Annotated in this window: 13 protein-coding genes; 4 read left to right on the top strand and 9 right to left on the bottom strand. The window is 44.3% G+C overall.

The annotated features are described in order from the left end of the window. Positions 1–95: 95 nt before the first annotated feature. From lpxC to F988_RS13205, 9 genes are all read right to left on the bottom strand, one after another. The gene (gene lpxC / locus F988_RS13165) at positions 96–998 is read right to left on the bottom strand and encodes a UDP-3-O-acyl-N-acetylglucosamine deacetylase (protein WP_004679015.1); all 903 of its coding nucleotides are present in this window, start codon (positions 996–998) and stop codon (positions 96–98) included. A 111-nt stretch (positions 999–1,109) separates the two neighbouring features. Next, complete coding sequence (gene ftsZ / locus F988_RS13170) at positions 1,110–2,291, bottom strand: cell division protein FtsZ (protein WP_004683544.1); 1,182 nt, start codon at positions 2,289–2,291, stop codon at positions 1,110–1,112. 165 nt (positions 2,292–2,456) lie between these two features. Next, positions 2,457–3,719, bottom strand: coding sequence for a cell division protein FtsA (ftsA, locus tag F988_RS13175; RefSeq protein WP_004683545.1), 1,263 nt, complete (start codon positions 3,717–3,719; stop codon positions 2,457–2,459). A 67-nt stretch (positions 3,720–3,786) separates the two neighbouring features. Next, positions 3,787–4,644 carry a cell division protein FtsQ/DivIB gene (locus F988_RS13180; RefSeq protein ID WP_004683548.1) on the bottom strand — a complete coding sequence of 286 codons (858 nt, stop codon included), beginning with the start codon at positions 4,642–4,644 and terminating at the stop codon, positions 3,787–3,789. 3 nt (positions 4,645–4,647) lie between these two features. Next, positions 4,648–5,574 carry a D-alanine--D-alanine ligase gene (locus F988_RS13185; protein ID WP_004683549.1) on the bottom strand — a complete coding sequence of 309 codons (927 nt, stop codon included), beginning with the start codon at positions 5,572–5,574 and terminating at the stop codon, positions 4,648–4,650. Positions 5,575–5,620: 46 nt separating this feature from the next. Further along, positions 5,621–7,066, bottom strand: coding sequence for a UDP-N-acetylmuramate--L-alanine ligase (murC, locus tag F988_RS13190; protein ID WP_004683550.1), 1,446 nt, complete (start codon positions 7,064–7,066; stop codon positions 5,621–5,623). A gap of 13 nt (positions 7,067–7,079) precedes the next feature. Next, on the bottom strand, positions 7,080–8,177 hold the full coding sequence (gene murG / locus F988_RS13195) for an undecaprenyldiphospho-muramoylpentapeptide beta-N-acetylglucosaminyltransferase (protein WP_010589235.1): 1,098 nt from the start codon (positions 8,175–8,177) through the stop codon (positions 7,080–7,082). A 225-nt stretch (positions 8,178–8,402) separates the two neighbouring features. Beyond that, a complete protein-coding gene (gene gshB, locus F988_RS13200) occupies positions 8,403–9,347 on the bottom strand; it encodes a glutathione synthase (RefSeq protein WP_004683552.1) in 945 nt (314 codons plus the stop codon). A 215-nt stretch (positions 9,348–9,562) separates the two neighbouring features. After that, complete coding sequence (locus tag F988_RS13205) at positions 9,563–10,042, bottom strand: glutathione peroxidase (RefSeq protein WP_004683554.1); 480 nt, start codon at positions 10,040–10,042, stop codon at positions 9,563–9,565. A gap of 182 nt (positions 10,043–10,224) precedes the next feature. Here F988_RS13205 and F988_RS13210 point away from each other — a divergent pair, with 182 nt between their 5' ends. The 4 genes from F988_RS13210 to F988_RS13225 all read left to right on the top strand — a co-directional run bounded on the left by F988_RS13210 (position 10,225) and on the right by F988_RS13225 (position 12,330). Beyond that, positions 10,225–10,677, top strand: a complete 453-nt coding sequence (locus F988_RS13210; protein ID WP_004683555.1) for a MarR family winged helix-turn-helix transcriptional regulator — start codon at positions 10,225–10,227, stop codon at positions 10,675–10,677. Between the two features lie 4 nt (positions 10,678–10,681). After that, positions 10,682–10,849 carry a DUF3565 domain-containing protein gene (locus tag F988_RS13215; RefSeq protein ID WP_010589236.1) on the top strand — a complete coding sequence of 56 codons (168 nt, stop codon included), beginning with the start codon at positions 10,682–10,684 and terminating at the stop codon, positions 10,847–10,849. A gap of 240 nt (positions 10,850–11,089) precedes the next feature. Next, a complete protein-coding gene (locus F988_RS13220) occupies positions 11,090–11,773 on the top strand; it encodes a hypothetical protein (protein ID WP_004679038.1) in 684 nt (227 codons plus the stop codon). A gap of 5 nt (positions 11,774–11,778) precedes the next feature. After that, positions 11,779–12,330 carry a macro domain-containing protein gene (locus F988_RS13225; RefSeq protein ID WP_004683556.1) on the top strand — a complete coding sequence of 184 codons (552 nt, stop codon included), beginning with the start codon at positions 11,779–11,781 and terminating at the stop codon, positions 12,328–12,330.

A 12,330-nucleotide genomic window follows, 5' to 3' on the forward strand; every position in this document is an offset into this window, starting at 1 on the left:
CGCTTATCTTAAACATTGCAATACAAATCTGCTTATGTGACAAAAATCTCAGTTTACATTGATACAATATAATGTTACCAAGAAAAGACAATGACTTATATCACACTCACATAAGGAATCGGACAGTCATTCTCGTTATTAAATGTTACAATTTCATAGCAGTCTGGATCATTCTGAACATTGCGCAACAACTGGTTATTCAGCGCATGCCCTGATTTATAACCATCAAACTTGGCAATCACCTGATGTCCCAGCAGATACAGATCACCAACTGCATCCAGAATTTTATGCCTTACAAACTCATCTGCAAAACGCAGTCCTTCTTCATTGACCACGCCTGTATCATCAACGCCAATGGCATTTTCCAGGCTAGCACCAAGTGCCAGATTGTTGGCTTTCAAGTAATCCAGGTCTTTCATAAAACCAAAGGTTCTTGCCTCACTCACTTCATAAACAAATGTTTCCGTTGAGAAATCAATGGTGGCCGACTGGTATTCCTTGGCAAAAGCAGGATGGTCAAAATCAATAGTGAAATTCAGCTGAAAACCTGCATGGGGGGTAAAGATCGCACGCTTATCATCAAGCAATGCCTCAACAGGTTTTAAAATGCGAATAAACTTTTTGGCGGCATCTTGCTCGGCAAGTTCACCCTGCATGAGCAAATAAATAAATGGTCCCGCACTTCCATCCATGATGGGTACTTCAGAGGCAGACACCTCAACAATCAGGTTGTCGATGCCAAGCCCTGCTATCGCACTCATGACATGCTCAATGGTTCCCACTTTAATGTCTTCACGGACAAGGTTGGAACACATGAATGCTTCCTGGATCAGCAAGGCATTTGCAGGGATGTCAACAGGTGGGTTCAGGTCAATGCGGCGAAAGACAATGCCTCCATCAATATGGTGTGGAACAAAATTGATCAGCACTTTTTGACCACTGTGCAGACCAATACCGCTCGCTTTCACCACACGTTTAAGAGTACGTTGTTTCACCATGCCATGCTAACTTCATTTGCAAAAACCGCTATAACTTAGCATATTTTGCCATTTTTAAAAAATAAAAAAGGGAGCAATTATTTGCCCCCTTTCTCTAAACATATGATTTTATTATTTACGCTGTTGATTTTTCAGATAGTCTTGAATACTCATTGGTGATGACCTTGGTGTAGAACTTGGCGCTACTGTCGCAGGCGCCTCTACATTTGCACGCTTACTGATCGCAGGTACATCATCTTCATCCACAGGTTGTTGGGTTTGAGCGATTGTTGTTGGCGTATGAGTGACTGTACGTTTTTTGGGTTCGGTATCATTCGCATTACGTGTCAAACCTGTTGCAATTACAGTCACACGCAGTTCATCACGCGCATCAGGATCAAACACTGTACCGTAGAAAATCTCACCTTCATCCAAATCAACAATCTGGTTGACTACTTCTGAAATAATGTCAATTTCGCGTCCAGTAATATCTTCGCCACCTGTGATATTCACCAAGGCACCTTTTGCATTGGTGAGGTTCACATTATCAAGCAACGGACTACGGATAGCCTGTTCAGCCGCCTGACGAGCACGATCTTCACCACGTCCTGTACCCGACCCCATCATTGCGTAACCGCGAGTACTCATAGCTGTTTTCAGATCAGCGAAGTCGAGATTCATATGCCCATGGTTCACTACAAGATCAAAAATACTCCGTACCGCATTAAGTAATACATCATCTGCCTTTTTATAGGCATCTTTCATTGAAATATCACCATAAACGCTCAGTAAGCGTTGGTTTGGAATAATAATCAATGAATCAACATGCACTTCTAAAGCTTCAATACCTTTTTCTGCTAACTTTTGGCGGCGGCGACCTTCAAAATTAAATGGGGTCGTTACAACACCAACTGTCAGAATCCCCATTTCTTTGGCGACCTCTGCAACCACTGGAGCGGCACCTGTACCCGTACCGCCACCCATACCCGCGGTGACAAAGACCATATCGGTGCCTTCAAGGTGCTGGCGAATCACTTCACGACTCTCTTCACCAGAAATTTGCCCCATCTCTGGTTTACCACCACAACCTAAACCACGTGTACTTTGTTCACCAATCTGAATTTTAAAAGGTGCATTCATGCTATCCAGTGCCTGTTTATCTGTATTGGCACAGACAAACTTTACACCCTGAATGTCAGACTGCACCATGTGCTGGACAGCATTACCACCACCACCGCCAACCCCAAATACTGTGAAACGGGCTTGACCGTTGTCATCGTCTAGTTCATCTTCTATAAATTCAAATGAGGCCATGACCTTTAGATTTCCTAATATATAAATGGCAGTTACTTCAGCCCGTTACTGCCCTGATTTTTAAAACAACTGATGTTTAGGATGCTGTTCAATAATACCGAGCTTGTCAAGTCCAGTGACTTACGATTACAACTTCCTAACAATTTCCCCCAAAATCCCTACAACTTAAAAGATCGCTTTCAGTTTGCTGTTCAATGCGTTCCAGCCATTGGCAACCCGATCCATAAAGCTACGGTCATTTGCTTCTTCTGGCTCCTCCACCGCATCCTGCAAGTCACTCTGGCTAAACATCAGCAAACCCGCAGCCGTTGCGTACATGGAACGGCGCAAGGCTGGCAAGTGCTGGTCATCGGCATAAACCTGCAAGGGTGGATTACCGAGGTGTGCGGACACTCCAAGCATACGGCGGGCCAAATTGACCATACCCTCAATCTGGCAGGCATCGCCTGTAAGCACCACCCCATGATACAAGCCATGAATCGCGCCACTACGTTCCAGCTCTTCACGAATTGAGGTGAAGATTTCTTCATAACGTGCAATGATAATTTCTGCAAGCTCAATGCGACTGATGGTTTGTGTGCCATCAATGCCCTGCACCTGAATCATGTGGTCTGGCTTCACCACACTCAGGTCTACACAGCCATGCAGAATCTTGATACGTTCGGCTTCTTCAGTGGTGGTCTGTAAAACAGCGGCAATATCGCGGGTCACATTTTCACCACCACGTTGCAAGGTACGTACTAATGCCAAACGCCCATCAAGATAGACGGCGAGATTGGTAGTGCCAGCGCCAATATCAACCAAACACACGCCATATTCTTTTTCATCTTTGAGCAAACTAGCTTCAGCCGTAGCTAAACTAGATACCACCATTTTCTCTACCCCGATATTCGCACCTTTCATGGCACGATCAAGGTTTTGCATGGTACTAATCGGCATCATCATCAATTGATAATGCCCTGTCATGCTATGCGCCGACATATTAACTGGGTTCTGCACCCACTCACCAGAGTTGCCCAGCTCAAAACCAAGCGGCACCGCACTGGCCAGATAATAGTCTGGCGAGATATGGCTGGCTTTTGCCAGTTCCAAAGCCCGCACCACTTCATTGGTTGTAATAATATGATCATGGTTGGACACAGGGGTACGGCCCGAAGCATAAAAACTCTGCAACTCTGTACTTGGAATGGACACCCACGCACTATGGATACGGCACTCTGCCATATCCTCGGCCTCAGATACCGCATTTTTAATGGCGGCAATCACCTTGTCCAGACTGACAATCTTGCCTTTAACCATACCTCGGTTGCGAGCAGTTGCCATGCCAATGACCTGAATCTTATCTGGCGCATGGATCTTACCAATCAAGACTGAGACCTTATGGGTCCCAATATCAATCGCAACAACTGAGGGAACAGCTTCACTCATTACTTCAATACCATATCTTTTGTTGTGTAGTACGGGGGAAAATCTCCCGTTATTTTTAAGCCACGTATTATGGCTTTGCCTGAATTGCACCTGCAAGCTTTGTGTCATCAATCGTTACAACTAACTGACCATTGACAATCTTGGGCGGTGCCGCGTTCTTCCACTGAATGGCAAGGCCATTGCGGTAACGCAGGTCAATCGCCGAGATGTTTGACCATACAGGTTTAAGATCCGTTTGTGCCAAATGGCTGAGTCGCTGCAACTTGTTCATGGTCTGGTCCTGATCCACAATGATACGCAGACCCGAATCAAACTGCATAAACCATGTCATGCGCTCGGTTAAATACAGTTCTTTTAAACGCAGGTTCGCTGGATGAAACAACTGGTTGATTTCATTATAGCGACGCATCATCATTTTGGATTGGCTGACTGGACCATGAAGCAGCGGCAGGTTTGGGTGTGTTTTAGGTAGCGCCTCGCTAAACACCTCACCGTTGTCACTAAGCAAACGCCCTGTTCCCCAGCGTGCAATTGCGTGGCGTGGCATCACCCGCACCCGAATCGCATTTGGCCAAGCTCGTGACACCACCACACGGTCAACCCATGAGACCTTTAAAGCCTGGTCCCGAATTTGTTCTAAATCTGAAGTAAAGTAGTTGTGTTTAATAATCGGATTTAAGTGCTGTGCCAGCTGTTGATTTTCAACATCTGAATTGGTCCCAACAATCTGCAATTGCGCCACGGTTGCATCAGTCATGACTTTATACAAGCCATAAAGACCGATTGTGAGCACAGCGAAAGCGATCAGCAACAGTATCCACCCTCCCGCATTCACCATTTTTTGCTTGGGTGATGGCGGTTTCTCATGGATAGAACTGATTGCTGCCCGTGGTTTGCGGCGCATGGATGCAGGAAGTTGAGCCATGAATTAAGCCGACTTCGCCAGGGTTTGCTCTAGGATCGCAACACACAGTTGATCAAAACCATAGCCCACCGCCTGGGCCGCCTTAGGCACCAAAGAGTGGCTGGTCATGCCTGGTACGGTATTCACCTCCAGCAACCAGAAGTTTCCATCCTGGTCTTGCATGGCATCAATACGTCCCCAGCCCTCTGCACCAACCGCCTGAAACGCGCGCAGACAAAGCGCCTGTAGGCTTTTCTCCTCAGCCTCGCTTAAACCGCAAGGAATCCCATACTGCACATCATCACGCTGATATTTCGCCTCATAGTCATAAAAGGCAACATCTGCTGGCGGCTGCAAGCGAATCACGGGCAATGGCTGACCATTCAGGAATGAAATGGTAAATTCACGGCCTGTAATCCATTTTTCGGCCATCACCACCGCATCATGCTGTGTGGCTTTTTCAATTGCGTTGGCAAAATCCTCTGCTTTCTCAACCTTGCTCATACCGACACTTGAGCCTTCATGCACAGGCTTGATAATCACAGGCAGGCCTAAATCCGCGATCACCGCATCTAAGTCAGAATCCTTGGTGACGATGCGATAAGGCGCGGTTGGCAAGTCACTGCCCTGCCAGATCTGCTTGGTCTTGACCTTGTCCATGCCAATTGCGGAGCCCTGTACGCCAGTCCCCGTATATGGAATGTTTAGCCATTCTAGAACACCCTGAATCTGGCCATCCTCACCGCCACGGCCATGCAGCACAATAAAGGCACGGTCATAGCCAACCAGTTCCGTCACGCTACGATCCTGCGGGTCAAATGCCTCTGCCTGTACACCCGAACGCAGTAGCGCCTCTAAAACAGCCTGACCACTATCCAGTGACACAGCACGTTCAGCTGATTTCCCACCAAACAACACGGCAACTTTGCCGAATTTTGCAGCATTTGACACGTTTATATCCTTAAAACTGTAAAACTTTTAATATTCATAACACACATTATTTGGCATACAGGCGATGCTGGGCCAATTCTACCGAAATTGCGCCCACGTTACCCGCGCCTTGTGTTAATAACAGGTCATTTGCTTGTAACACTTTTTGTAAAACATTTGGCAAATTACCTTCAACGGGATCAACCAAAATCGGTTCAACTTCACCACGTAAACGAATACTGCGTGCTAAAGCACGGCTATCCGCACCCACAATCGGTTTTTCACCCGCTGGATAGACTTCCAGTAATAACAGTTGATCCACTTGCGATAACACATCGACAAAATCATCGAAACAGTCACGGGTACGGCTGAAACGGTGTGGCTGGAACATCATCACCAAGCGACGGTCTGGGTGGCTGGCACGGGCCGCCTTAATGGTTGCTTCAACCTCTTTTGGATGGTGGCCATAGTCATCCACCAACTTCACCAAACCCTCGCCAACTTCAAACTCACCCTGAACCTGGAAGCGACGGCCGACACCGCTAAAGCCCTCCAATGCGCGACAAATCGCTCCATCAGAAACGCCCTCATCAGTTGCCACACCAATAGCCGCCAATGCATTCAGGACATTATGCAGACCTGGCTGGTTGATGGTGACACGCAATGGCTCACGGTCTTTACGCAACACAGTAAAGTGCGACTGCATGCCATCCTGCACCACCTCAACCGCACGAATATCATTATCCTCACCAAAACCGTAGGTCAGGATTGGACGGCCAATACGCGGCAGAATCTCACGGATATTGGCATCATCACCACAGACCACCGCCAAGCCATAGAACGGCAGGTTATGCAAAAACTGGATGAACGTATCCTTTAACTTGTCAAAGCTACCCTCATAGGTATCCATGTGGTCGGCATCAATATTGGTGACAATCGCCGCCATTGGCTGTAAATACAGGAATGATGCATCCGACTCATCGGCTTCCGCCACAATAAAACGGCTTTCGCCCAGTGCCGCATTAACCCCTGTACTGTTTAGCAAACCGCCAATCACATAGGTTGGATCAAGGTTTTCCTCAGCCAGCATGGTGGTCAACAAGCTGGTGGTGGTGGTTTTACCATGTGTACCCGCAACCGCGATGCCATGACGGTAACGCATCAGTTCACCCAGCATTTCCGCACGGCGCACAATCGGGGTGCGTTGCTCAATGGCCGCCTTGATCTCTGGATTTTCAGGGTCGATTGCCGTTGAAACCACTAATACATTGGCATTCTTAATATTGTCGGCTGAATGCCCAATATAAACCTTGATGCCATTTGCTTCGAGATGCGTGGTGGTTTTGGATTCCTTAATGTCCGAACCCGAAATTTTATAGCCCTGATTTTTTAGAACTTCGGCAATACCACACATCCCTGCACCACCAATACCAACAAAGTGGATATGTTTAATACGGCGCATTTCTGGCACTTTAATCAGCTTTTTGGATTGGTTTGGATTTGTAGGAGACATAGATAAACTCGAATTACAATTTTTTAATCAGATCAACCACATGCTGAGTTGCATTCGGTTGTGCTTGTTGGCGTGCTTTAATTGCCATTTCAGACAGTAGTTGGCGATTTAATAATGTGGCTAACAATTCATCTAAAACAGCGGGTGTCATGTCTGCTTGTTGACAAATCTTCGCAGCGCCGACATTTGCTAAAAATTTCGCATTTGCAGTCTGGTGATCATCCACTGCGATAGGTAGCGGAACAAACACCGCAGCAAGACCTGCAGTTGCGACTTCTGTAACCGTTAATGCGCCAGCACGGCAAATAATTAAATCAGCATCACTGTAGGCTTTTGCCATATCATGAATAAATGGCTCAATCTGCACCTGTAGGCTTTTAGGCGCATCATGGTAGCGAACACGGGTTAAATCCTGCTGGTTCTGCCCACATTGGTGAAACACCTTTAAAGGAATATTCACCTTGCTTAACGCCTCAGGCAAACGCTCATTTAAAGCCTGCGCACCCAGAGACCCTCCGACAATCAGAACACTAAGGGGCTGCTGCTCCTGTTCACGGGTCTGATAACGCCATGATGGATTCAAAATCGCAGTAATCTCAGCACGCACAGGATTGCCTGTGGTCACCACTTTATCACTAGTTGGGAAAGTATTTGGAAAAGCCTGACAAACTGTTGTTGCGATACGAGCCAATTGCGTATTGGTAAATCCCGCAATGGCATTTTGCTCGTGAATCAGGATCGGAATCCCTAAGATACGTGCAGCCAAACCACCTGGTCCAGCCACATAGCCACCAAAGCCCGCCACCGCATCAACCTTGAGCTGCCGCATATAGCGCATCGCGCTCAGGGTCGCCTTGAGAATCTTGAAAGGTGCACTGAGTTTACGCAACAGGCCATTGCCACGCACACCCTGAATGTCAATTTGATAAATTGGAATATTTTGGTCTTTGAGTAACCGATTTTCCATACCTGTAGGCGTCGCAAGCCACGACACCTGACAGCCTTCCTGTTGAAGTTGTTTTGCAACAGCCAGTGCTGGAAAAACATGCCCACCTGTACCAGCGGCCATCATCATGACATGTTTGGGTTTGTTCTGCGGTGAATTGGTCACGGTCTAATTCTTCAACTCAAAAAAGAAAGTTATCGTCTATTGTTTTCGGAAGTTATTTTAATCCTAAAGCTTCATTCACGAAAAGCGAATTTCACCTGTTTACAACAGAAAGCCCCGCTTTTTTCAATTGTTTATTAAAAACAGGGGAGCACTACATCCGATTGCCCATTTACCTTGCAATCAGCGTCAAAAACAAATGGGCAATTCGGTCAATAAACAGGGAGTCTAGTTCTGTCGTCCAGCCTCAAGCACAGTAAACAAGTCATCGGCAATTGAGGTGCCAAACTGGGCATCAATTTCCCGAATACAGGTTGGACTGGTGACATTAATTTCAGTGACATAATTTCCAATCACATCCAGACCGACAAACACCAGACCCTTTTCACGCAGGAAAGGTCCAACCTTTGCAGCAATCATTTTGTCATTGTCAGTCAGTGGACGCGCCTGCCCCAAACCACCTGCCGCCAGATTGCCACGCACCTCACCATTTTGTGGAATGCGCGCCAGACAATAAGGAACTGGCTCACCATTGACCATCAGGATACGTTTATCGCCTTCGACAATTTCAGGGATATAACGTTGCACCATGATTGGACGTGTTCCCATTTCCGTCAGCATTTCCAGAGTCGAACCAATGTTCACACCGTCCTGATACAGGCGGAAAATTCCCATGCCCCCCATGCCATCCAGAGGTTTCACGATGACATCACCATGCGCCTTGATAAACTCACGAATCAGGCTTTGTTGTGATGTCACCAAGGTCGGAACTTGAAGTTCTGGAAACTGGGTCGCAAACAGCTTTTCATTACAGTCACGTAATGACTGGGGTTTATTGATGATCCATGCACCCTCACGCTCCGCCTGTTCCAAAATGTAGGTGGTGTAGACAAAGTTCATGTCGAATGGTGGGTCTTTACGCATCAGCACCACATCATAAGTAGCAAGTGACTCTTTTTGTTTCTCGCCCAGCTCATAATAATGGCTGTAGTCTTCAAACACCTTTAATAGTGAGATCAGACCGAATGCCTTGCCTTGTTCGATATATAAATCCTGTTGCAGTGCATACCCCAGCTCATGTCCACGACGGCTTGCCGCCCATAGCATTGCCATGGTTGAATCTTTCTTGAGATTCACAGTTTCAATTGGGTCCATCACCACAAGTACACGCATAACCTGACGCTCGTATTTTTAATCTTAGCGAAAAGTATAACCAAGTTTTCTGCTTATGGCTGAACAAGTTATGTAAATATTAAATAATAAAAAATCTATTTTATTCAATTAGCTATAACATTATCATCTTTCTTTTTCAATTATGGGCAGGTTTGGGAAATGTTTGACTCGTTTGAGTTCCAGCCAGATACATTTCCCAACATGCGAATACTGCCTTATGACAGTAGGCGTTGAATATCCTTGGCAATGTTTTCTGGTTTGGTGATTGGCGCATAACGTTTCACCACCTCACCTTTTTGATTGATCAAAAACTTGGTGAAATTCCACTTTATACTGCTTCCCAAAAGACCTTTGGCCTCTGAGGTTAAATACTGATAAAGCGGATGGGCAGTTGGTCCATTGACATCAACCTTGGCAAACATGGGGAATGACACGCCATAGTTGCGCTGACAGAAGCTGCCGATTTCCTCATTGCTTGATGGGTCCTGATTGGCAAACTGGTTACATGGAAAGCCCAAAATCACCAAGCCCTGCTGTTGATAGTCCTGATATAGCTTTTCCAGGCCCTCAAACTGTGGGGTTAAGCCACACTGGCTTGCAGTATTCACCACCAGGAGCACTTTGCCTTGATAGTCTGCGAGGTCCTTTTGCTCACCCTCTAAAAGTTCAGCCTGAAAATCATAAATCTTGGTCATAAAAATTCTCTCTGCAATAAAACTTGTGCCATTCCCAAAGTAGCTTTGTTTATTTGTTAAGCTATAGCACAAACAATATTGCACACAACTATATTGTGTGCAAGTTAATTATACGCAATATACTTTTTGCGTTTTTCAATTTATACTAATTTGCAGATATTGCGACTTTAAAGGACTGGATCATGACTGAGATTGCCTACTTGGAAAATCAAGTCTGTTTTGCCATGTACTCCGCCACCAATGCCATGATTCGTCAATATCGTCCCTTGCTTCAGGAATATGACCTGACCTATCCGCAGTTTATTGTGTTGCTGGCGTTGTATGAAAAAGACAACGTAACCTTGTCTGAAATCGGACAAAAGACTTTTTTTGATTCGGGAACCTTAACGCCGATTATTAAAAAACTGGAAGAAAAGCAGTTTTTAAAGCGTGTTGCGGTTAAAGAAGATGAACGCATGAAAAAAGTCATTTTGCTGGAAAAAGCGCTTTCGGCAAAAGATGAAATTACCCTGATTCCTTTTAAACTCGCCTGCTCTTTGGGTATTGAGCCCAATGATTTGGTGGCGATTCATAATCTATGCCATCGTTTTTTAAAGGGTTTAGAGGATTCTAAACTTGAAAGTTTGGGTGAATAAGTAAATGCAACAGGCCATTGTTGGATTTCATCTGGATAAAGAGAATCATTGGGTTGCTGATCTCGCTTGTGGGCATACTCAGCATGTACGTCATGACCCACCTTGGCAAAATCGCCCTTGGGTTTTGACGGAACAAGGGCGTAGGGAAAAATTAGGGGTGATATTGGACTAAGAAGTTTGATGAGATGTGATTCGCATAAGAGATTTTATGTTAAGTGTATTTTAATATCTATAAAAAACTTTCCATATAAATGATTTATATGAAATATATTTTTTGTTACAAATATTGCGATACCTAGAGCCTCATTAAAACCGTTGATGCAATTATATCACTAATCCAATAAATATAAATGATTGATATATGTGAAATATATGTGATAATTTGAATCTTAAAAGTATCAGAGAAGATAAAATGGAAAAAAGTCTAAATTTAGCAAATTCAATTTTCGCAGGCTTTAATGATAAAAACGGATTAATGATTTGTGGTTATGAATGGGGTGAAGAATCACAAAGTAAGGGGCAAGAAGTTATAATAGATATGACTAAAGAATGTACCTTTTCTAATAAATCATTGCGATATGGTGATGTTGCTAAGACATGGATTAAATACGATAAAAGAATTAGAACTTGGTTTTCTATGTGGGGGCATCCTCTAAATGAGGAAGGCTTAGGCGATGCTTTCGACAAAATGATTGTACAAACTAATTGGGCTGTAGAATCAAAAAAATCTCGTTCTGCAATTCCTTTCTACAAACAAGATGAAAATGTTGATAATTTCATAGCACATATAGAAGAACTTAGACCTAAAGTAATTCTGTTTATGGGAAGTGAGCTTTTAACTAAGGTACTAAAATTTTATAAAGTAAGGGATAAATTCACTCCAATTATGGGCAATGAAATTGAAAAATTGCAAACATTAAGAATGCCTGATTATCATGGCTCATTGGCTTATATCAATAAATTTGAAAACTGCACTGTAGTTGGGTTGCCACATCCTTCTAGTGGTCGTGGAATTACAAATGAGTATATTGAATTCTGTGGATCTGAATTAAATCCTATTATTTCTCAATTTAAAAAAGATCGCGGTATTGCATAAAATTTATGAAAAAAGTCCATCTCATCCAAGCAGATATAACAGCTTTTGCTGTACATGCCATCGTTAACTCAGCAAATAAATCTTTGCTTGGTGGTGGTGGACTTGATTATGTGATTCATAAAAAAGCTGGACCATTGATGAAAGAAGAATGTGTTCGTCTAAATCAAGAAAAAGGTGGATGCCCTACAGGTCAAGCAGAAGTAACAACAGCAGGTAATCTGCCTGCTAAATACCTTATTCATGCGGTTGGACCAAGATGGTTAGATGGTGAGCGTAATGAGCCACAATTGCTTTGTGATGCTTATAGTAATGCGCTTTTTAAGGCAAATGCACTTCATGCATCTACTGTTTCTTTTCCCAATATTAGTACAGGTGTGTATGGTTTTCCTCGACAATTAGCTTCTGAGATTGCCATAGGCACAATCCTATCTTTATTACATAAATACGAGTATGTCGAAGAGGTATTCTTTATTTGTCGTGAAGAAGAAAACTTTATAATTTATAAAAATATTTTGTTAAATATTGAGGATCCAAATATTCAAATCATAATTTCTTAG

The organism is Acinetobacter parvus DSM 16617 = CIP 108168 (assembly GCF_000368025.1).
GTDB lineage: Bacteria > Pseudomonadota > Gammaproteobacteria > Pseudomonadales > Moraxellaceae > Acinetobacter > Acinetobacter parvus.

Bases quoted from the DNA above. Each gene is read 5' to 3' on its own strand.
- lpxC (WP_004679015.1), bottom strand. From the start codon at position 998: ATGGTGAAACAACGTACTCTTAAACGTGTGGTGAAAGCGAGCGGTATT.
- ftsZ (WP_004683544.1), bottom strand. From the start codon at position 2,291: ATGGCCTCATTTGAATTTATAGAAGATGAACTAGACGATGACAACGGT.
- ftsA (WP_004683545.1), bottom strand. From the start codon at position 3,719: ATGAGTGAAGCTGTTCCCTCAGTTGTTGCGATTGATATTGGGACCCAT.
- F988_RS13180 (WP_004683548.1), bottom strand. From the start codon at position 4,644: ATGGCTCAACTTCCTGCATCCATGCGCCGCAAACCACGGGCAGCAATC.
- murC (WP_004683550.1), bottom strand. From the start codon at position 7,066: ATGTCTCCTACAAATCCAAACCAATCCAAAAAGCTGATTAAAGTGCCA.
- gshB (WP_004683552.1), bottom strand. From the start codon at position 9,347: ATGCGTGTACTTGTGGTGATGGACCCAATTGAAACTGTGAATCTCAAG.
- F988_RS13205 (WP_004683554.1), bottom strand. From the start codon at position 10,042: ATGACCAAGATTTATGATTTTCAGGCTGAACTTTTAGAGGGTGAGCAA.
- F988_RS13210 (WP_004683555.1), top strand. From the start codon at position 10,225: ATGACTGAGATTGCCTACTTGGAAAATCAAGTCTGTTTTGCCATGTAC.
- F988_RS13215 (WP_010589236.1), top strand. From the start codon at position 10,682: ATGCAACAGGCCATTGTTGGATTTCATCTGGATAAAGAGAATCATTGG.
- F988_RS13220 (WP_004679038.1), top strand. From the start codon at position 11,090: ATGGAAAAAAGTCTAAATTTAGCAAATTCAATTTTCGCAGGCTTTAAT.
- F988_RS13225 (WP_004683556.1), top strand. From the start codon at position 11,779: ATGAAAAAAGTCCATCTCATCCAAGCAGATATAACAGCTTTTGCTGTA.